Genomic DNA, 19,021 nt, shown 5'->3' on the forward strand with positions numbered 1-19,021 from the left:
CCGTTTCGGTCGGCCCGCCGACGCGGGGCCGGTCCAAGCGCCACAGCCTTAGACAGCCGGATTTAAGAGCCTCTTAAAGCTCGACTTGTCGCTAAACACCGCCCTGGCTTCAGCCCCGGTTAAACATCACGGCCTAGCGTCGGCCACGGACAGGCGGAGGCTGTGATGATTACCTGGTCCCAGGTCACCGAACTGCGCAACGATGTCGGCGCCGAGGATTTCGACGAGGTGGTCGAGATCTTCCTCGATGAGGTCGAGGAAACGCTGGCGGCGCTGGCCCATGGCCCGAGGCTGGAACAGGTGCTGCACGCGCTGAAGGGATCGGCATTGAACCTCGGGTTCACGCATTTTTCGGACCTATGCGCAGAGGGTGAGGCCCGGGCCGCGCGGGGCGAAGGGGCTGCCGTGGATCTGGAGGCGATCCGCGCCAGCTATGCCGAAAGCAAGGCCATCTTCCTGGCCGAACTGCCCGAGCGGTTGGCGGCCTGAGCGTTGCGCCCCGGTGCCTTTTCAGCGACCACGCAGATCACACGGCCTGCACCGTTCCGCCGGAGGCCAACCTGCGGGTCGACGGGCAGCGCCGACCCAAGTCAGATCAGGAATTCCGACAGCACCGGATCGGTCGTAATGTCACGATAGGTAAAGCCCGCCGCGTCCATCCGCGCGTAAAGCGCATCCAGGTTCTCGGCCCGCTTGGTCTCGATCCCGATCAGCACGGAGCCGAAGTTGCGCGCGGATTTCTTCAGGTACTCGAACCGGCTGATGTCATCCTCCGGCCCCAGCATTTCCAGGAAATCGCGCAGGGCGCCGGGGCGCTGCGGCAGGCGGAGAATGAAGTACTTCTTCACGCCCGCATAGCGCTGCGCCCGTTCCTTCACCTCCGGCAGGCGTTCAAAATCGAAATTGCCGCCCGAGGTGACGCAGATCACCCGCTTGCCGGCGATCTGACCCTTCAGGTCCTCCAGCGCGTTGATCGACAGGGCGCCGGCAGGTTCCAGCACGACGCCCTCGACGTTCAGCATGTCCAGCATGGTGATGCAGATGCGATCCTCGGGCAGCGCCAGCACATGGGCCGGATCCACGTCGCGCAGCCGCTCGAAGGGCCGTGCGCCGATCTTCGCCACGGCGGCCCCATCGACGAAGTTGTCCGCGATCTTCACCGTCACCGGCTCACCCGCCGCAACGGCGGCGCGCAGGGAGGGCCCGCCCGCCGGTTCGACGAAACGATAGGCGATCCGATCGCCGAAATAGCTGCGCACACCGGACGATAGGCCGCCCCCGCCCACGGGCAAGACGATCATGTCGGCCAGGTCGGGCAGCTGTGCCTCGATCTCGGCGGCGACGGAGGCCTGGCCCTCGATCACGTCCACATCGTCGAAGGGCGCCAGGAAATGCCCGCCCACCTCGGCACAATGGCGCTGCGCCTCGGCCAGGGTGTCGTCGAAATAGTCCCCGACCAGGCGGATCTCGACAAACTCACCGCCGAAGATGCGCGTCTTGTCGATCTTCTGCTGCGGCGTGGTCACCGGCATGAAGACGACCCCGGGCACCTGGAAATGCCGACACATGAAGGCCATGCCCTGCGCGTGGTTGCCCGCGCTGGCACAGACGAAGGCGCTCACCTCCCGCTCCGCCAGCTCCTTGCGCATGGCGTTGAAGGCCCCGCGCAGCTTGTAGCTGCGCACCGGCGACAGGTCTTCACGCTTCAGCCAGATCTCGGCGCCGTACTTGGCCGAAAGGTGATCGTTGCGCATCAGGGGCGTGGCGGGGAAGACCTCGCGCATCGCCTCCATGGCGTCGCGGGCGGCCTGAACGAAGGTATCCATGGCGCCAGAGGTGCCGCACGGCGCGGCTTTTGGCAAGGGGCGGCGGGTCGAAAGCCCTTCGTACAAGGCGCTTTGCGGGGCTGTCGCTTGCCCTGCCCCGCAAAACCCGCTATCGCCGCTCTCGCATCCGCAAGAGGGAACAGATATGTCCGCGCCCAAGAAAGTCGTCCTGGCCTATTCCGGCGGCCTCGACACCTCGATCATCCTGAAATGGCTTCAGACCGAATACGGTTGCGAAGTCGTCACCTTCACCGCCGACCTCGGTCAGGGCGAAGAGCTGGAACCGGCTCGTGCCAAGGCAGAGATGCTGGGCGTGAAGGAGATCTTCATCGAGGATGTCCGGGAAGAATTCGTGCGCGACTTCGTCTTCCCGATGTTCCGCGCCAACGCGGTCTACGAAGGCCTCTACCTGCTGGGCACCTCCATCGCCCGCCCGCTGATTTCCAAGCGGCTGGTGGAAATCGCCGCCGAAACCGGCGCCGATGCCGTGGCCCATGGCGCCACCGGCAAGGGCAACGACCAGGTCCGGTTCGAGCTGGCCTGCTACGCCCTGAACCCCGAGATCAAGGTCATCGCCCCCTGGCGCGAATGGAACCTGAACTCGCGCACCTCGCTGCTGGACTTCGCCGAGAAGAACCAGATCCCGATCGCCAAGGACAAGCGCGGCGAGGCGCCCTTCTCGGTCGATGCCAACCTGCTGCACACCTCCTCCGAGGGCCGCGTGCTGGAAGACCCCGCCGTCGAGGCACCGGAATATGTCTACCAGCGGACCGACGATCCGGTCCTGTCGGCCCCGAATGAGCCGCAATACGTTGAAATCACTTTCGAAAAAGGCGACGCAGTTGCCATCGACGGTGAACAGATGTCGCCCGCCACGATCCTGACCAAGCTCAACGAGCTGGGCAAGAAACACGGCATCGGGCGCCTCGACTTCGTGGAAAACCGCTTCGTCGGCATGAAGTCCCGCGGCATCTACGAGACGCCGGGCGGGGAGATCCTGCTGGAGGCGCACCGTGGCATCGAGCAGATCACCCTCGACAGCGGCGCCGGCCACCTGAAGGATTCGATCATGCCACGCTACGCGGAACTGATCTACAACGGCTTCTGGTTCAGCCCCGAACGCGAGATGCTGCAGGCGCTGATCGACAAGTCCCAGGAGTTTGTCACCGGCACCGTGAAGCTGATGCTTTACAAGGGCTCGGCCCGTACCGTGGCGCGCTGGTCCGACTACTCGCTCTATTCGGAGGCCCATGTGACCTTCGAGGACGACGCCGGCGCCTACGATCAGAAGGACGCAGCCGGGTTCATCCAGCTGAACGCCCTGCGGCTGAAGCTGCTGGCGGCGCGCAACAAGCGCGTGAAGTAACCTCGTCCGTCGGGTCTGCGGACCTGTCGGATACCTCGTGGAAACGGCGCCTTCGGGCGCCGTTTTGCGTTTGTGCGCGCCGCCGCCCCCGTGCTGACGTTACGTTAACGTCAAGGCGCGCCACGTCACCCTTGGCAGCGCCCTGCCCCCGCCCTCAACTGCCGGCGACCAGAGGGAGGGACAGTGATGACCATGGAAGAGATTGCCGCGAAGATCGCCCGCGGGCTGGAGAAACGGCCCGTCGAGGACAGCTTCAAGTTCGACTGCGGTGCGGACGGCGCGATCACCATTCGCGACGGCGGCGTGGTGCTGGCGGATGAGCCCGCCGATTGCACCATCCACATCAGCCGCGCCAACCTCGTGAAGCTGATGGCGGGCGACCTGAACCCGATGACCGCCTTCGCCTTCGGCAAGATCAAGGTCTCGGGCGACATGGGTCTGGCGATGAAGCTGGGGAAGGTTCTGGGGTGAGGCCCGTCTTGGAAACTGTCCGGCGGCTAGTTTCAGAGCCGAACGGGCGGAGCCCCGGGCCTCGCAGCCCGGCCGCCCGCTGAAAACTTACCACCACGCCGCCCCCCGAATGCCGTCTGCGACGGCAGCCTCCGGCGGGAGTATTTTCAGCTGCCGGATGAAGCGACCCGGGCCCGGCTGCGAGGGGGCCGCGACGAATATTGGGGCCGCGCCCGCCGGGCGGGACATGATGCCAGGCGTGAGCATTGAAGTCGGGAGCCCCGTTCACCATAAAATCGAAGCTCCCATCCCTACCTCAACTTTCCCTTGTGCGACTCGCCCAAGCGGCGTAGAGGTCGCGAGCTTACGTTTTTCTATTTCGACAGCTGTCTCCTCTAAACCGGCGCTCAGTCTTTCTCGATCCAGACCGACAACGCCACGCTGCCGCATCCTGCGGGCAGGTTTATTGAAGGAGACCACGATATGGCCAATGGCGTCGTGAAATGGTTCAACACCACTAAAGGCTTCGGCTTCATCGCACCGGAATCCGGCGGCAAGGACATCTTTGTCCACATCTCCGCCGTGGAACGCGCAGGCCTGACCGGCCTGGCCGACAACCAGCAAGTGACTTTCGACGTGGAATCCGGCCGTGACGGTCGCGAATCCGCATCGAACATCGCCCTGGCCTAAGCCAAAGCGATCTTCGCGATCCGAAACGCGGTGCCTCCGGGCGCCGCGTTTTGCGTTTCAGGGGTCCGGGCATGCGGGTCCGCGACACCGCGCCCCTCTTGCCGTCCGCGTTTCACGTGACACATTCACGGCAAGCGACAGGAGATCCCCCGATGAACTGGAACGACCGTTTCGACACCCCCGATTACGTCTACGGCACCTCGCCCTCCCAGGTGCTGCGCACCCACACAGGCCTGCTGGTGCCGGGTCAGACGGCCCTGTCCATTGCCGATGGCGAGGGGCGCAATTCCGTCTTCATGGCCGAACGCGGCATGAAGGTGACCGCCTTCGACGGCGCGCCCAAGGCGGTCGAAAAGGCGCGCAAGCTGGCCGAGGACTGGCACGTGGAGGTCGAGACCTCCGTCGCCGACATCCTCGACTACGACTGGGACGCGCAGCAATACGATCTGGTCGTCGGGATCTTCTTCCAGTTCCTCACCCCCGAGGAACGCGCGCAGGTCTTCGACGGCATGATCCGCGCCACGAAGCACGGCGGCACGATCCTGGTGCACGGCTACACGGTGGACCAGCTGGAGCACGGCACCGGCGGCCCCCGCGTCGCCGAACAGCTTTATACCGAGGCGATGCTGCGCGAGGCCTTTTCGGGCTGCGAGATCGTCGAGCTGACCAGCTACGAGAAGGTGCTGGAAGAGGGCGCGGGCCATTCCGGCCCCTCCGCCCTGGTGGACATGGTGGCGCGACGGCACTGACGCGCCGCGCCTTGGGGTCCGGCCAAGATCAGGGGCGCAACCGGCAGGACGCCAGCGCCTGATAGGCGGGCAGCGCGGCCTCGGCCAGCGTGGCCATCTCCCCGGTCAGCCTCGGCATCTCCCCCTCGGCCCCGGCAAACCCGGTCGAGCCGTGAACGGCATTGTACCAATGCGCGGCCCAAACCCCGTCATGGGATTTCGGGCCCGCCTCCCAGGACAGCATCGCCGGATCCCAAGCCAGCCCCAGCCGGTCGCAGAGCGCGCGCAGCATTCCCTCCGGGTCGGCGCGGATGTCCAGGCTGTCGATGACCACCGGATCATGGCCCTCCATCAGCACCTGCTCGAACAGCTCCGCCTGCTGGACGAAGCCGATCTCCGACAGTTCCGGATTGTCGTACTTGGCCGAGAAACTGGCCACGACGCGGGCCGGATGGCGGATCAGGAAGACATGCCGCATGTCCCCGAACCAGTCGCGCGGGATCTGCGGGATCATGTGTTGGGCCATATGCTTGTGATAGGCATGCGGCGTGGCATCGGGGGCTGTCAGCGTGGCGATCACCTCACCCGGGTCCTGCGGTTGCGCCGCCAGGATCTCCGCCTGCATCGGGTGCACTCGGCCCGTCAGCGCCAGGTAGGCAGCGTAGAAGGGTTCATCCACGGCGGAAAAATCTTCCCGGTTTCCAAAGGCATACATCATCGCGGTGGAGATATTGCGGGGGCCGGACCAGCAGGCGATCTTCATCGCGATGCCTCCCGCGCCACAAGATCCTTGTAAAGCGCGCGGATGCGTTCGGTGACAGGCCCCAGCGCGCCGGTGCCGATCTGCCGCCCGTCGATCTCCCCGACAGGCGTCTGGGCGCCAAAGGTGCCGGTCAGGAAGGCCTCGTCCGCGCCATAAGTATCGACGAGGGAGAAGTTGCGCTCGAACACCGGGATGCCCTCGGCGCGGCAGACATCGATCACCTTCTGCCGGGTGATCCCGTTCATGCAGTAGTCCCCCGTGGAGGTCCAAACCTCGCCCTTGCGGACGATGAAGAAGTTGCAGGAATTGGTGGTGTTGACGAAGCCATGCACGTCCAGCATCAGCCCCTCGTCAGCGCCGGCCTTCTCGGCGGCGATGCAGGCCAGGATGCAATTCAGCTTGGAATGGGAATTCAGCTTGGGATCCTGGGTCATCGGCAGGCCGCGCAGATGCGGCACGGTGGCCAGGCGGATCGGACGGCCCAGGACCGGCTTGGAATGTTCCATGATGATCGCGACCGTGGGCCCCGACCGCGACAGCGAGGGATGCTGGAACGGGCGGTCCTTCACGCCGCGGGTGACCATCAGCCGGGCATGGGCGTCGGTTTCCATGCCGTTGGCGGCGCGCAGCTCCTCCAGCGCCACCTCGATCTCTCCCTTGGACAGCCCGATGTCCAGGTCGATGGCCAGGGCCGCCTCGAACAGCCGGTCCAGGTGTTCGTCCAGGAAGGCCCAGTGCCCGTCATACAGGCGCAGCCCCTCCCAGATGCCATCGCCCAGCATGAAGCCGCTGTCGTAGATCGACACGACGGCCTCGGCCTTGCCGACGATCTTGCCGTTCAGCCAGAACTTCAGGTCATCGTTGCGGGCGTCATGTTCCGCATCATGGGCGGTCTGGTCCCGGGTATCGCTCATCGTCACCTCCGTCTTTGGGGCGACGCTAGGAGGCTGGCGCCGGAAAGCCAATCGGCGGATCCGGAAAATCCGGACCCGCCGATCAAACTGGCCGAATTTCGCGGCCCCGATGGCAAGAGGGGAGCAAAGGCCCCCCTCCGCCGGCAGCCGATCACTCTGCGGTGATGACCGACATCACCAGGTCACCACCGGGCTTGATCGGGCCGTCCTCGGTGGCGCCCAGGGTGTATTCGAACATGCCGGTGGTCATGCCACCCTCTTCGGAGTGGACCATCAGCATCAGCATGTCGCCGGGCATCACGTCTTCTTGCAGGATGGCGGCCACATCCATGGTTTCGCCGACGCGCAGGGGTGCATAGCCGACGACCGGGCCGGGGGCCATTTCGGCATCGGTGCGGTGCACGACCAACCAGCCGTTTTCCGGGGCCACGACCTTGGTGGCGCTGACCACGCCGTTGGACACGTCCTGGTCCATGGCTTCGACCATGGGGGCCATGTGATCGTCGGCGAGGGCGACGGAGGCAACGAGGCTGAGGCCGGCGGCTGCGATAAGGGTCTTCATGTCATATCTCCCATTGTGATGTCAGGACCGTCCCCGTTTGGGGTCGGTTGCTTTGACTCACGGGCCGCCGCGCAGGGAGTTTCAGAAAAAGACGCCAAGGGGCATCACGAGACATGACAGGCCCGTGATGCAGCCCCGTATTGAAGCCCGTGATCGGATCACAGCTCGTCGCGTTTGGGGATCACGTCGGCCGTGCCCATGCGGGTGACCATCACCGCGGCCGCGCGCTGTGCCAGCTCGATCGCCTCGGCCATCGCCAGCCCCTGTTCCAGCCCGGCCACCAGGTAGCCGGTGAAGGTGTCCCCGGCGCCGGTGGTATCCACGGGCCGAACCTTGGGCGCCTCGAAGCTGCGGTCGCCGTCGGCGCCGATCCAGCGCGCGCCCTTCGCCCCCAGGGTGATGACCACGTCACGAACAGGCAGCGCCTCGGGCGCCAGGCCCGTGGCCGTCTGCAGCTGCTCCGCCTCCACCTGGTTCATCACCAGCAGGTCCAAGAGCTCCAGCAGAGGCGCCACGGCCTCGGCGTCGAAGGGCGCGGCGGCATGGGCGAGCGGCAGGCCGCGCGCCTTGGCGGCCTGGGCGAAGTCGAGCAGCCCGTTCGTCTCGTTCTGGAACAGGGCCCAGTCGCCCTCCTCCGCCTCCGACAGGATCTCGTCAAAGCCCATTATGTCGATGCGCCGGTTGGTGCCGGGCAGGATGATGATGCGGTTCTCCCCCTCGTCATCCAGTTCGATCACCGCCTGTCCCGAGGGGCCGCGCATCTCGGCCAGGTGGGTGACCGACACGCCGTAGCCCGCCAGCCGGTCCTTCATCCAACCGCCATCCTCGCCCACGGCGCCGATATGTTCCACGCGGGACCCGGCACGCGTGGCGGCCACCGACATGTTGGCCCCCTTGCCGCCCAACCCGCGGGAGAAATCGGTGGCCGCCAGGGTTTCCCCCGGCGCCGGCAGATGCGGCACCCGGAACACGAGGTCCGCGTTGACCGAGCCGAGGGTCCAGATGGTCATCTCACTTCACCTTGCAGGCGGCCATGACGGCCATGTTGAGGATGTCGTTCACGGTGGACCCGGTCGAGCAGAGCTGCACCGGCTTGTCGACGCCCGAAAGGATCGGGCCGATGACGGTGGCGCCAGCCATTTCCTGCATCAGCTTGACTGAGATCGAGGCCGAGTGCCGCGCGGGCACCACCAGGATGTTGGCATTGTCGGTCAGCCGGGCGAAGGGGTAATGCGCGCGGGCGCGGGCGTTCAGCGCCACATCCACGGTCATCTCGCCCTCGAACTCGAAATCCACCCCGCGCTTTTCCAGCACCTTGGGCGCCAGGTGCATCTTCTCGGCGCGTTCCGACACCGGGTAGCCGAAGGTGGAGAAGCTGACGAAGGCCACGCGCGGCTCCAGCCCCAGATCGCGGGCGACCTCGGCGCTGCGTTCGGCGATGTCGGCCAGGTCGTTCTCATCCGGCCATTCCTGCACCAGCGTATCGGCGATCAGCACGATGCGCCCGTTCATCAGCACGGCGGTGGTGCCCACGGCACCGTCCTTCGGCCCGGCGTCGAAGACGTGGTTGATCAGCTCCATCACATGGGCGGACTTGCGCGTCGCGCCGGTGATCATCGCGTCGCCATGGCCATGGGCCAGCATCAGCGCCGCGAAGACATGGCGATCGCGCGCCGCCAGGCGGTGCACGTCCTGCTGGTCCATCCCCTTGCGTTGCAGGCGGCTGTAGAGGAAGTCCTTGTATTCGCCCAGGTATTCGGTCTTGGCTGCGTTGACCACCTTCAGTTCCTCGACCGCGTCGCCCAGGCCCGCGGCCTCCAGCTTGGCCTTCACGTCGGCCTCACGACCCACGACGATGGCCTCGCCCAGCGAGGAGCGTTGATAGGCCACGGCCGCACGCAGCACGCGGGGGTCGTCGCCCTCGGCGAAGATCATCCGCGCCTGGGCGTTCTTGGCCCGCGCATGCAGCGCCCGCAGGATCGAGGCGGTCGGGTCCAGACGCGCCTTCAGCGTCTGTTCATAGCCGTCCATGTCGACGATGGGGCGCCGCGCGGCGCCGGTTTCCATGCCGGCCTGGGCCACGGCGGGCGGGATCATGTAGATCAGCCGCGGGTCGAAGGGCGTCGGGATGATGTAATCCCGCCCGAAGGTCAGCGCCCGGCCATAGGCCATGGCGACCTCGTCCGGCACGTCCTCGCGCGCCAGCTTGGCCAGGGCCTCGGCGCAGGCGATCTTCATCTCGTCGTTGATCGCACGGGCGTGGATGTCCAGCGCTCCGCGGAACAGATAGGGGAAGCCCAGGACGTTGTTCACCTGGTTGGGGTAGTCAGACCGGCCGGTGGCGACGATCACGTCTTCGCGTACCTCGTGCACCTCTTCCGGCGTCACCTCCGGGTCGGGGTTGGCCATGGCGAAGATGACGGCGTTCGGCGCCATGCTCTTCACCATGTCCTGGGTCACGGCGCCCTTCACCGAGACGCCGAGGAAGACATCGGCGCCGTCCATGGCCTCGGGCAGGGTGCGGGCATCGGTGGTGGCGGCATGGGCCGACTTCCACTGGTTCATGCCTTCCTTGCGGCCCTGGTAGATCACGCCCTTGGTGTCGCACATGATGCAGTTGTCATGACGCGCGCCCATGGCCTTGAGCAGTTCCAGGCAGGCGATGCCGGCGGCCCCTGCCCCGTTCAGCACGATCTTGCAGTCCTCGATCTTCTTGCCCGAGATGTGCAGCGCGTTGATCAGGCCCGCGGCACAGATCACGGCGGTGCCGTGCTGGTCGTCGTGGAAGACGGGAATGTCGCAATCTTCCTTCAGGCGCTGTTCGATGATGAAACACTCGGGCGCCTTGATGTCTTCGAGGTTGATGCCCCCGAAGGTCGGTGCCATCAGCTTCACCGCCTTGATGATTTCCTCGGGGTCCTCGGTGTCCAGCTCGATGTCGATCGAGTTCACGTCGGCGAAGCGTTTGAACAGGACCGATTTGCCCTCCATCACCGGCTTCGAGGCCAGCGCGCCCAGGTTGCCCAGGCCCAGCACGGCGGTGCCGTTGCTGACCACCGCCACCAGGTTGCCCTTGTTGGTGTAGTCATAGGCGGTTTCCGGCGTCTGGGCGATTTCCTCGCAGGGCACGGCAACGCCCGGGGAGTAGGCCAGGGACAGATCCCGCTGGGTGGTCATCGGCACGGTGGCCTTGATCTCGAACTTGCCAGGACTGGGTTCGAGGTGAAACGCCAGCGCGTCTTCGCGACTGATCCGGCTCTTGGACATGATGCACTCCCTTCAAGGCTCTCGCGTCTTACACGAAGCGCGCACCGCCTGCCAACTCTCGCCGCTTTCGCCTTTCGTCACCGGGCGCGCGATTGTAGATTGCCCGAAAGACCCGGGGGCCCCATGAACACGTCTGCCAACGTCACGCCGATGATGGCGCAATACCTTGAAATCAAGGAACAATATCCGCACGCTCTGCTGTTCTACCGCATGGGCGACTTCTACGAGATGTTCTTTGCCGACGCCGAAGCCGCGGCAGCCGCGCTGGACATCGCCCTGACCAAGCGGGGCAAGCACCTGGGCGAAGACATCGCGATGTGCGGCGTGCCCGTGCATGCGGCGGAAAACTACCTGCTGACGCTGATCCGCAAGGGGTTCCGCGTGGCCGTCTGCGAACAGATGGAAGACCCCGCCGAGGCGAAGAAGCGTGGCTCGAAATCCGTGGTGCGCCGCGACGTGGTGCGCCTGGTCACCCCCGGCACCCTGACCGAGGACAGCCTTCTGGAGGCGCGGCGCCACAACTTCCTCGCGGCATTTGCAACCGTACGGGGTGAAAGCGCCCTGGCCTGGGTCGACATTTCGACCGGCGCGTTTCACGTGATGCCCATGGCGGCGGTGAAGCTGGGGCCGGAACTGGCCCGGCTGACGCCCTCCGAACTGCTGGTCAGCGAGGCCGAGGAGGCCGAGCTGCGCCCGCTGGTCGAGGAATTCGGCATCTCCCTCACGCCCCTGTCGCGGGGCAGTTTCGACAGCGCCGGCGCCCAGACGCGGCTGACGGATCTGTTCAAGGTGGGCACGCTGGAGAGCTTCGGCAGCTTCTCCCGGCCGGAGGTGTCGGCCATGGGCGCCGTGGTCGACTACCTGGAGATCACCCAGAAGGGCAAACTGCCCCTGCTGCGCCCGCCGAACCGCGAGGCGCTGGACGGCAACGTGCAGATCGACGCGGCCACCCGCCGCAACCTGGAGATCACCCATTCCATGACCGGCGCCCGGGCCGGCTCGCTGCTGTCCTCCATCGACCGAACGGTGACCGCCGTGGGTGCCCGCCTGCTGGAACGGCGCCTCGCCTCGCCCTCCCGCGCGCTGCCGGTCATCACCGGGCGCCTGGACGCGGTGGATTTCGCCGTGGAACACACCCGCCTGTCGTCGGACCTGCGCGACGCCCTGCGCAAGGTGCCCGACCTGGACCGCGCCCTGTCGCGCCTGTCGCTGGATCGCGGCGGCCCCCGGGACCTGGCGGCGATCCGCAACGCGCTTGGTCAGGCCGGGGTGCTGTCGGCCCGGCTGTCGGATGCGCAGCTGCCACAGCTTCTGTCCGAGGCCGCGCGCGGCCTGTCGGGACTGGAAGAGCTGCTGGCGCTGCTGGACGTGGCCCTGGTGGCCGAGCCGCCCCTGCTGGCCCGTGACGGCGGCTTCATCGCCCCGGGCTATGACCAGGAGCTGGACGAGGTGCGCCGGCTGCGCGACGAAGGCCGCGGCGTGATCGCGGGCATGCAAAGCCAGTACGCCGAGGAAACCGGCATTTCCTCGCTGAAGATCAAGCATAACAACGTGCTAGGCTATTTCGTCGAGGTGACGGCGACCCACGCCGACAAGATGCTGAACCCGCCTCATTCCGAGACGTTCAAGCATCGCCAGACCACGGCCAACCAGGTGCGGTTCACCACGCCCGAGCTGACCTCGCTGGAAACCCGCATCCTGAATGCCGCCGGCCAGGCCCAGGCGATCGAGACGCGCCTTTATGGCCAGCTGCGTCAGGCGATCCTCGACAAGGCGCCGGAGATCACCCGCCTCAGCCAGTCGGTGGCGGAGTTCGACCTGGCCACGGCGCTGGCCGATCTCAGCCGCGCCGAGGACTGGGTGCGCCCCCGCGTCGACATGTCCCGCACGCTGGAGATCGAGGGCGGCCGCCACCCGGTGGTGGAACAGGCCCTGCGCCGCGAGGGCGCGCCCTTCATCGCCAACGACTGCCTGCTGTCGCCCGAAGGCGAGGACGCGTCGATCTGGCTGCTGACGGGCCCAAACATGGCCGGTAAATCGACCTTCCTGCGGCAGAACGCGCTGATCGCCCTGCTGGCCCAGATGGGCAGCCACGTGCCCGCTACCACGGCCCATGTGGGCCTGGTCAGCCAGATCTTCAGCCGTGTGGGGGCAAGCGACGACCTCGCGCGGGGCCGCTCGACCTTCATGGTGGAGATGGTGGAAACGGCGGCGATCCTGAACCAGGCCGATGACCGCGCGCTGGTGATCCTCGATGAGATCGGGCGTGGCACGGCCACCTACGACGGGCTGTCGATCGCCTGGGCGACGATGGAACACCTGCACGAGGTGAACCGCACCCGGGCGCTTTTCGCGACCCACTACCACGAGATGACCGAGCTTTCGAAACGCCTCAGCGGGGTGGAAAACGCCACCGTCACCGTGCGCGAACACGAGGGCGAGGTGATCTTCCTGCACGAGGTGCGCATGGGGGCCGCCGACCGCAGCTACGGGGTTCAGGTGGCGAAACTGGCGGGCCTGCCCGACAGCGTCGTGGCCCGCGCGCGGGAGGTTCTGGCCTCGCTCGAAGACAACGCGCGCAAAGGCGGCAGCCCCAAGGCGGTGATCGACGACCTGCCCCTCTTTGCCGCCGCGCCCCCGCCGGCGCCTGCGGCCAGCGCCAAGATCCCGGAGGGGCTGCAGGCCTTGGGTGAGCTGGTCGAGGGCATGAACCCCGACGACCTGACCCCGCGCGAGGCGCTGGAGATGCTCTATCGGCTGAAGGACACCGCGCGGGGATAGATCCTGTCAAAGGGGGGCTCTGCCCCCGCCTTCGGCTCCCCCGGAGTATTTTCAGCCATTGTATGGGAAAAGGGCGCGCCACCGATCCCGGAGACGCGCCCTTTCTCTATTTCTTGGCCGGAAATATCCCCGCCGGAGGCCATCGGCCAAGGGCCGATTCCCGGCGATCAGCCGGTGAAGCTGGACACGCCCACCTGAGCGGGGCGCAGCAGGCGGTCATGCAGCATGAAGCCCTCGGCCGAGACCTGGATGATCTCGCCCGCCTTGGTGCCGGGCACCGGGGCCTCGAACATCGCCTCGTGTTCGTTCGGATCGAACTTGTCGCCCACTTCCGGCGCGATCGGTTCGATGCCGTGCTTGCGGAAGGTGTTCAGCAGCTCCCGCATCGTCAGCTCCAGCCCTTCGATCAGGGCGGCGTTTTCCTCGGTCTTTTCGCCTGCGGCCTCGACGGCGCGCTTCAGGTTGTCGTAGACCGGCAGGATGTCCCGCGACAGCTTGGCGCCACCGTAGTTCTCCGCCTCGCGACGCTGCTTGTCGGCGCGCTTGCGGGCGTTCTCCGCATCCGCCAGGGCGCGCATCCACTTGTCTTTCAGCTCATCCCGCTCGGCTTTCAGCGCGTCAACCTCCGCCGCGTCATCGTCGATCTCTTCCACTTCGACCTCATAGGTCTCGGCTTCGGCCTCATCGATGTCGTCCAGGAAATTCTCGTCCTTCGGCTCTGCCATGTCTCACCTCATCTCGGCCTATCGCCGGTCCGTCAGCATCCGCCCGACCAGCTGCGCCGTGTAATCCACAATCGGAACGATGCGCCCGTAGTTGAGCCGCGTGGGCCCGATCACACCGACCGCACCGATGATCTTCCGGTCAGCGTTCATATAAGGAGAGACCACCAGAGAGGAACCCGAAAGTGAGAAAAGTTTGTTCTCCGAGCCGATAAAAATGCGCACACCGTCGCCATCCTCGGTCAGTTCCAGGAACTCGGCAATGTCCCGCTTGCGTTCAAGATCGTCGAAGAGGACGCGGATCCGATCCAGGTCCTCTTCCTGGCTGTCCAGCAGGTTGGCCCGGCCGCGCACGATCAGCCGTTCGTGGAAATCACCCTCGTCCTCCCAGACAGCCACGCCGCTTTCCACCAGCGCCCGGGCCAGCCCGTCGATCTGCTGACGGCGGGCGTCTATTTCACGTGAAACAGCCGACCGCGCCTCGCTCAGGGTCTTGCCCTCCAGCACGGCGTTGAGGAAATTCGCCGCCTCCCGCATTGAACTGGGCGTCTGGCCCGGCGGCGGGGTGAACAGCCGGTTTTCCACGTGGCCGTCGGCGGTGACCAGCACCACCAGCGCCCGTTCCGGCCCCAGCGACACGAACTCGATATGCTTGATCGGCGCCTCGTGTTTCGGGGTCAGCACCAGGCTGGCGCCATGGGTCGCGAGGCTGAGCGCGGAGCCGATCCGGTCCATCATCGTGCCCACGTCACCGCCGTTGCCGATGGTGGCGTCGATCTTCTCGCGCTCGGTCGCGTCCAGGTCGCCCACTTCCAGCAGGCCGTCGACGAACATGCGCAGCCCCTGCTGCGTCGGCACGCGGCCGGCGCTGACATGGGGGCTGCCCAGCAGACCCATGAATTCCAGGTCCTGCATCACGTTGCGGATGGTGGCCGCCGAGACCTTCTCGTTCATCACCCGGGTCAGGCTGCGCGAACCCACGGGTTCGCCGGTGTCCAGATAGCCTTCGACCACGCGACGAAAGACCTCGCGCGAGCGGTCGTTCAGATCCTCAAGGGTCGAAGTTCTCTCGGCCATTCTCGTCTCGTCTGCCCTGATCGTCATTAAAGAGAGGCCCCCTGAAAGGTCAACGGGGTTGCCTTCGCACGCCGCCCCTGCCTATCACGGCCCGAAGAAAGAGGGGAATTCATGCGACCGTCTGGAAGAGATTTAAGCGAAATGCGCCCGGTTTCAATCGAGACCGGGGTCACGAAACACGCCGAAGGGTCCTGCCTGATCAAGGTGGGCGACACCCATGTGATGTGCACGGCCACCATCGAGCCCCGCGTGCCCCCCTTCATCAAGGGGTCCGGCCTGGGCTGGGTCACGGCGGAATACGGCATGCTGCCCCGCTCCACCACCTCGCGCATGCGGCGCGAGGCGGCCATGGGTAAGCAGGGCGGAAGAACCATTGAAATTCAAAGGCTTATAGGTCGATCCCTGCGTGCAGGCGTCGATCGCGTGGCCCTGGGCGAACGCCAGATCACCATCGACTGCGACGTGATCCAGGCCGATGGCGGCACCCGCTGCGCCTCGATCACCGGGGGCTGGGTCGCGCTGAAGCTGGCGGTCAGCAAGCTGATGAAGGCCGGCGACGTGATCAGCGATCCGCTGACCGATCCGGTCGCCGCCGTCAGCTGTGGCATCTATGCCGGCCAGCCGGTGCTGGACCTCGACTACCCCGAGGACAGCGAGGCCGGCGTGGATGGCAACTTCATCATGACCGGCTCGAAAAAGCTGATCGAGGTGCAGATGTCGGCCGAGGGCAGCGTGTTTTCCCGCGACCAGATGAACCAGCTGATGGACCTCGCCGAAAAAGGCGTGGAAGAGTTGGCGGAGATCCAGAAGGCGGCCGTAAATGCGTAAGTTCGAAGGAAAACAGCTGGTCCTGGCCAGCCACAACAAGGGCAAGCTGCACGAGATCGCGGAGCTGCTGGCGCCTTATGGCATCGAAGTCAGCTCTGCTGCCGATCACGGGCTGGAAGAGCCGGTGGAGGATCAGGATACCTTCATCGGCAACGCGCGCATCAAGGCGCATTACGCCGCCAAGGCAACCGGCCTGCCCGCCCTGTCGGACGACAGCGGTATCACCGTCGATGGCCTGGACGGCGCCCCGGGCGTCTATACCGCCGACTGGGCCGAAACGCCCAATGGGCGCGACTTCCCCATGGCGATGAAGAAGACCTGGGACCTGCTGGAAGAGCGCAATGCGCCCTACCCCCGCACCGCGGCCTTCAACTGTACCTTCTGCCTGGCCTGGCCCGATGGCCATGACGAGATCTTCGCCGGGATCTGCAAGGGCCGCGTCGAATGGCCCATGCGCGGCAGCGAAGGCCACGGGTATGACCCGATCTTCGTCCCCGAGGGCTACGACATCACCTTCGGCGAGATGGACACCGCAGAGAAGAACCGCATCAGCCACCGCGCCGATGCCTTTGCAAAACTCAAGGCCTGCTTTGAGTAACGCGGATCAGGATTGGCAGAACGCGGGCTTCGGGATCTACATCCACTGGCCGTTCTGCCAATCCAAATGCCCCTACTGCGACTTCAACTCCCACGTCTGGGACAAGGTCGATCAGGCGCGCTGGCTGACACCCTACATCACCGAGCTGGAACGCTATGCGGCCCTCACACCGGGCCGTGTGGTGCAATCGGTGTTCTTCGGCGGCGGCACCCCGTCCCTGATGGAACCCGCCACCGTGGAGGGCATCCTGGACGCCATACGGCGGCTCTGGCCCCAGGCCAATGACACCGAGGTCACGCTGGAGGCCAACCCGACGTCCGTCGATGCGGGCCGCTTTGCCGGTTACGCCATGGCCGGGGTGAACCGCGTGTCGATGGGGTTCCAGGCAATGAACGACGAGGACCTGCGCCGCCTGGGCCGGTTGCATACCGTCGACGAGGCCCTGCGCGCCTTCGACATCGCCCGCAACCAGTTCGAGCGGGTCAGCTTCGACCTGATCTATGCCCGGCAGAAGCAGACCCTGTCCGCCTGGGAGGCGGAGCTGGACCGCGCCCTGTCCCTCGCCATCGACCACCTGTCGCTCTATCAGCTGACGATCGAGGACGGCACGGCCTTTGGCGACCGTTACAAGCGTGGCGGCTTGCGTGACCTGCCGGAGGAAGACCTGGCCGCCGATATGTGGGAGCTGACCCAGGAGGTCACCGCCGCCCACGGGTTCGAGAATTACGAGGTCAGCAACCACGCCCGCGACGGCGCCCGGTCGCGGCACAATGTCCTCTACTGGCGCTACGGCGATTACATCGGCATCGGCCCCGGCGCCCATGGCCGGGTGACGCTGGACGGGCACCGCCATGCGACCGAGCAGCCGCGCGCGCCCGGCAAGTGGTTGCAGATGGCCGAGGCCGGAAATGCCGACAGCCTGGTGGATTCCTTAACTGGACAGGAACAGGCCGAGGAATACCTTCTGATGGGTCTTCGCCTGCGCGAAGGGATCTCTCTGGACCGGTTCGAGAAATTGAGCTCAGCGCCGCTCAACGGGTCCCAGGTCGAGGAGATGCGCGAGAGAGACCTGGTAAAAGTCGAAAACGGTCGAATTTTCGTTACAGATCAAGGACGTATACTTCTGAACGCGGTCATAAACAAACTGCTGGATTCGTAGGAAATGCGGGCCATCTGGCTGATTTCCGGGCTTCTGGCCATGGGTCTCGGCCTCGTGGGGGTTGTGCTGCCCCTTTTGCCCACGGTGCCCTTCATGTTGCTGGCAACCTTCTGTTTCGCCCGCTCGTCGGAGAGGCTGCACAGCTGGTTGACGCAGCACCCGACGTTCGGCCCCTCGATCGCCGACTGGCACGACCGCGGCGCGATCTCCCTCAAGGCAAAACGCCTCGCCACCGTGATGGTGGGAGGCGTTTTTCTTCTGTCTGTCCTGATGGGCCTGCGCCCGGCGATCCTGCTGATCCAGGGGCTGACCCTGACCTGCGTGATGATCTTCCTCTGGACGCGGCCCAGCTAGACCGGGCCGATCAGGTGCCGCTGCCGAGGATCTGCACGATATCGTCCAGCGCCTCCAGCGAGGGATAGCTGATGGTGATCTTGCCGGACTCCTGCCCCGCCACATGGTCGATCTGCACCTTGTAGCCAAGCGCGGCGGACAGATCCGCCTCCAGCGCCTTGGTGTCCGCGTCCTTGTCGCCCAGGCTTTTCGGGGCGCTGCGGGTCACCTTGGGCGTCTCGCTGCCGGGCTTCGGCTTCTTCGCCAAGGCCTCGGTAGCGCGTACTGACAGCCCTTCGGAGACGACTTTCTTGGCCAGCGTTACCGGATCATCCGACGTAATCAGCGCCCGCGCATGGCCGGCCGACAGCTTGCCCTCTTCCAGGTATTCGCGCACCTCATCCGGCAGCTGCAGCAGACGCATCAGGTTGGCGATATGCGAGCGGCTTTTGCCGAGCGCCTGGGCCAACTTTTCCTGGGTATGGCCGAACTTCTCCATCAGCTGCCGGAAACCGGCGGCCTCTTCGATGGGGTTCAGGTCAGCACGCTGAATGTTCTCGATGATCGCGACTTCGAGGACCTCGGTATCGTCGAAATCACGCACGATGACGGGCAGTTCGTGCAGCTTGGCCCGCTGCGAGGCGCGCCAGCGACGTTCACCCGCGACGATTTCGAACTTGCCCTCGTCACCGGGTTTCGGCCGCACGATCAGGGGCTGGATGACGCCCTTTTCCTTGATCGAGGCGGTCAGCTCGTCCAGGTGATCCTCGGTGAAGGTCCGGCGCGGCTGATCGGGGTTCGGCACCACGTTCTCGATCGGCACCATCATGTCCGGACGGCGGACGCTGGTGCCGCTGGTGGTCGTTGCGGCCGGCTGTTCGTTCACATCGGCCATCAGGGCGGACAGCCCCCGGCCCAGACCCCGGCTCTTTTTCTTTTCCATTCTGCTCTCCACTC

19 protein-coding genes are annotated in these 19,021 nt (G+C 65.7%); 10 read left to right on the forward strand and 9 right to left on the reverse strand.

The features are described from left to right. Window positions 1-165: 165 nt before the first annotated feature. Window positions 166-489 carry an Hpt domain-containing protein gene (locus CVM50_RS08925; protein ID WP_085889561.1) on the forward strand — a complete coding sequence of 108 codons (324 nt, stop codon included), beginning with the start codon at window positions 166-168 and terminating at the stop codon, window positions 487-489. Window positions 490-590: 101 nt separating this feature from the next. On the opposite strand, the gene ilvA is transcribed toward CVM50_RS08925, so the two are convergent. Continuing rightward, a complete protein-coding gene (ilvA, locus tag CVM50_RS08930; protein WP_085889560.1) occupies window positions 591-1,826 on the reverse strand; it encodes a threonine ammonia-lyase IlvA in 1,236 nt (411 codons plus the stop codon). A 145-nt stretch (window positions 1,827-1,971) separates the two neighbouring features. Between ilvA and CVM50_RS08935 the strand changes: the two genes are divergently transcribed. The 4 genes from CVM50_RS08935 (at window position 1,972) to CVM50_RS08950 (ending at window position 5,081) form a co-directional block, all read left to right on the forward strand. Then, window positions 1,972-3,192 carry an argininosuccinate synthase gene (locus CVM50_RS08935; RefSeq protein WP_085889559.1) on the forward strand — a complete coding sequence of 407 codons (1,221 nt, stop codon included), beginning with the start codon at window positions 1,972-1,974 and terminating at the stop codon, window positions 3,190-3,192. A gap of 186 nt (window positions 3,193-3,378) precedes the next feature. Continuing rightward, window positions 3,379-3,663 carry an SCP2 sterol-binding domain-containing protein gene (locus tag CVM50_RS08940; RefSeq protein WP_198431878.1) on the forward strand — a complete coding sequence of 95 codons (285 nt, stop codon included), beginning with the start codon at window positions 3,379-3,381 and terminating at the stop codon, window positions 3,661-3,663. A gap of 462 nt (window positions 3,664-4,125) precedes the next feature. After that, on the forward strand, window positions 4,126-4,332 hold the full coding sequence (locus CVM50_RS08945; RefSeq protein ID WP_085889558.1) for a cold-shock protein: 207 nt from the start codon (window positions 4,126-4,128) through the stop codon (window positions 4,330-4,332). Between the two features lie 152 nt (window positions 4,333-4,484). After that, the gene (locus CVM50_RS08950; RefSeq protein WP_085889557.1) at window positions 4,485-5,081 is read left to right on the forward strand and encodes a class I SAM-dependent methyltransferase; all 597 of its coding nucleotides are present in this window, start codon (window positions 4,485-4,487) and stop codon (window positions 5,079-5,081) included. A 28-nt stretch (window positions 5,082-5,109) separates the two neighbouring features. Here CVM50_RS08950 and CVM50_RS08955 read toward each other — a convergent pair whose 3' ends face one another. The 5 genes from CVM50_RS08955 to CVM50_RS08975 form a co-directional block, all read right to left on the reverse strand. Further along, entirely contained in the window at window positions 5,110-5,823 is a 714-nt protein-coding gene (locus CVM50_RS08955; RefSeq protein ID WP_085889556.1) for a sulfotransferase-like domain-containing protein, read from the reverse strand. After that, a complete protein-coding gene (locus CVM50_RS08960; RefSeq protein WP_085889555.1) occupies window positions 5,820-6,737 on the reverse strand; it encodes a D-amino acid aminotransferase in 918 nt (305 codons plus the stop codon). The genes CVM50_RS08955 and CVM50_RS08960 overlap by 4 nt, the downstream gene beginning before the upstream one ends. 151 nt (window positions 6,738-6,888) lie before the next feature. Then, window positions 6,889-7,299 (reverse strand): DUF7282 domain-containing protein, encoded by a 411-nt coding sequence (locus CVM50_RS08965; RefSeq protein WP_085889554.1) that lies wholly within the window; start codon window positions 7,297-7,299, stop codon window positions 6,889-6,891. A 158-nt stretch (window positions 7,300-7,457) separates the two neighbouring features. Continuing rightward, window positions 7,458-8,309, reverse strand: a complete 852-nt coding sequence (locus CVM50_RS08970; RefSeq protein ID WP_085889553.1) for a ribokinase — start codon at window positions 8,307-8,309, stop codon at window positions 7,458-7,460. 1 nt (window position 8,310) lies between these two features. Next, window positions 8,311-10,566: an NADP-dependent malic enzyme gene (locus CVM50_RS08975; RefSeq protein WP_085889552.1), complete on the reverse strand. Its 2,256-nt coding sequence runs from the start codon at window positions 10,564-10,566 to the stop codon at window positions 8,311-8,313. 123 nt (window positions 10,567-10,689) lie between these two features. On the opposite strand from CVM50_RS08975, the gene mutS reads away from it, so the two are divergent. Continuing rightward, on the forward strand, window positions 10,690-13,347 hold the full coding sequence (gene mutS / locus CVM50_RS08980; RefSeq protein WP_232618196.1) for a DNA mismatch repair protein MutS: 2,658 nt from the start codon (window positions 10,690-10,692) through the stop codon (window positions 13,345-13,347). A 167-nt stretch (window positions 13,348-13,514) separates the two neighbouring features. Here the strand turns inward: mutS and CVM50_RS08985 are convergent, their stop codons facing one another. Both CVM50_RS08985 and hrcA read right to left on the reverse strand, forming a co-directional pair. Then, window positions 13,515-14,072, reverse strand: a complete 558-nt coding sequence (locus CVM50_RS08985; RefSeq protein WP_085889551.1) for a nucleotide exchange factor GrpE — start codon at window positions 14,070-14,072, stop codon at window positions 13,515-13,517. 18 nt (window positions 14,073-14,090) lie between these two features. Further along, window positions 14,091-15,146, reverse strand: a complete 1,056-nt coding sequence (hrcA, locus tag CVM50_RS08990; protein WP_085889550.1) for a heat-inducible transcriptional repressor HrcA — start codon at window positions 15,144-15,146, stop codon at window positions 14,091-14,093. Window positions 15,147-15,257: 111 nt separating this feature from the next. Here hrcA and rph point away from each other — a divergent pair, with 111 nt between their 5' ends. The 4 genes from rph to CVM50_RS09010 are packed head-to-tail and all read left to right on the forward strand — an operon-like array spanning window position 15,258 to window position 18,085. Next, complete coding sequence (gene rph, locus CVM50_RS08995) at window positions 15,258-15,974, forward strand: ribonuclease PH (RefSeq protein ID WP_085889549.1); 717 nt, start codon at window positions 15,258-15,260, stop codon at window positions 15,972-15,974. Next, the gene (rdgB, locus tag CVM50_RS09000; protein ID WP_085889548.1) at window positions 15,967-16,572 is read left to right on the forward strand and encodes an RdgB/HAM1 family non-canonical purine NTP pyrophosphatase; all 606 of its coding nucleotides are present in this window, start codon (window positions 15,967-15,969) and stop codon (window positions 16,570-16,572) included. Before rph ends, rdgB begins: the two co-directional genes overlap by 8 nt. After that, window positions 16,538-17,731 (forward strand): radical SAM family heme chaperone HemW, encoded by a 1,194-nt coding sequence (gene hemW, locus CVM50_RS09005; protein ID WP_085889547.1) that lies wholly within the window; start codon window positions 16,538-16,540, stop codon window positions 17,729-17,731. Before rdgB ends, hemW begins: the two co-directional genes overlap by 35 nt. A 3-nt stretch (window positions 17,732-17,734) precedes the next feature. Further along, window positions 17,735-18,085, forward strand: a complete 351-nt coding sequence (locus CVM50_RS09010) for a YbaN family protein (RefSeq protein WP_085889546.1) — start codon at window positions 17,735-17,737, stop codon at window positions 18,083-18,085. 10 nt (window positions 18,086-18,095) lie between these two features. Here CVM50_RS09010 and CVM50_RS09015 read toward each other — a convergent pair whose 3' ends face one another. After that, complete coding sequence (locus tag CVM50_RS09015; protein ID WP_085889545.1) at window positions 18,096-19,007, reverse strand: ParB/RepB/Spo0J family partition protein; 912 nt, start codon at window positions 19,005-19,007, stop codon at window positions 18,096-18,098. Between the last annotated feature and the right edge of the window lie 14 nt (window positions 19,008-19,021).

The sequence above is a fragment of the Pseudooceanicola marinus genome, assembly GCF_002786295.1.
Classification (GTDB): domain Bacteria; phylum Pseudomonadota; class Alphaproteobacteria; order Rhodobacterales; family Rhodobacteraceae; genus Pseudooceanicola; species Pseudooceanicola marinus.

Coding starts and splice junctions, on each gene's coding strand:
- CVM50_RS08925 (WP_085889561.1), top strand. CDS start 166: ATGATTACCTGGTCCCAGGTCACCGAACTGCGCAACGATGTCGGCGCC.
- ilvA (WP_085889560.1), bottom strand. CDS start 1,826: ATGGATACCTTCGTTCAGGCCGCCCGCGACGCCATGGAGGCGATGCGC.
- CVM50_RS08935 (WP_085889559.1), top strand. CDS start 1,972: ATGTCCGCGCCCAAGAAAGTCGTCCTGGCCTATTCCGGCGGCCTCGAC.
- CVM50_RS08940 (WP_198431878.1), top strand. CDS start 3,379: ATGACCATGGAAGAGATTGCCGCGAAGATCGCCCGCGGGCTGGAGAAA.
- CVM50_RS08945 (WP_085889558.1), top strand. CDS start 4,126: ATGGCCAATGGCGTCGTGAAATGGTTCAACACCACTAAAGGCTTCGGC.
- CVM50_RS08950 (WP_085889557.1), top strand. CDS start 4,485: ATGAACTGGAACGACCGTTTCGACACCCCCGATTACGTCTACGGCACC.
- CVM50_RS08955 (WP_085889556.1), bottom strand. CDS start 5,823: ATGAAGATCGCCTGCTGGTCCGGCCCCCGCAATATCTCCACCGCGATG.
- CVM50_RS08960 (WP_085889555.1), bottom strand. CDS start 6,737: ATGAGCGATACCCGGGACCAGACCGCCCATGATGCGGAACATGACGCC.
- CVM50_RS08965 (WP_085889554.1), bottom strand. CDS start 7,299: ATGAAGACCCTTATCGCAGCCGCCGGCCTCAGCCTCGTTGCCTCCGTC.
- CVM50_RS08970 (WP_085889553.1), bottom strand. CDS start 8,309: ATGACCATCTGGACCCTCGGCTCGGTCAACGCGGACCTCGTGTTCCGG.
- CVM50_RS08975 (WP_085889552.1), bottom strand. CDS start 10,566: ATGTCCAAGAGCCGGATCAGTCGCGAAGACGCGCTGGCGTTTCACCTC.
- mutS (WP_232618196.1), top strand. CDS start 10,690: ATGAACACGTCTGCCAACGTCACGCCGATGATGGCGCAATACCTTGAA.
- CVM50_RS08985 (WP_085889551.1), bottom strand. CDS start 14,072: ATGGCAGAGCCGAAGGACGAGAATTTCCTGGACGACATCGATGAGGCC.
- hrcA (WP_085889550.1), bottom strand. CDS start 15,146: ATGGCCGAGAGAACTTCGACCCTTGAGGATCTGAACGACCGCTCGCGC.
- rph (WP_085889549.1), top strand. CDS start 15,258: ATGCGACCGTCTGGAAGAGATTTAAGCGAAATGCGCCCGGTTTCAATC.
- rdgB (WP_085889548.1), top strand. CDS start 15,967: ATGCGTAAGTTCGAAGGAAAACAGCTGGTCCTGGCCAGCCACAACAAG.
- hemW (WP_085889547.1), top strand. CDS start 16,538: ATGCCTTTGCAAAACTCAAGGCCTGCTTTGAGTAACGCGGATCAGGAT.
- CVM50_RS09010 (WP_085889546.1), top strand. CDS start 17,735: ATGCGGGCCATCTGGCTGATTTCCGGGCTTCTGGCCATGGGTCTCGGC.
- CVM50_RS09015 (WP_085889545.1), bottom strand. CDS start 19,007: ATGGAAAAGAAAAAGAGCCGGGGTCTGGGCCGGGGGCTGTCCGCCCTG.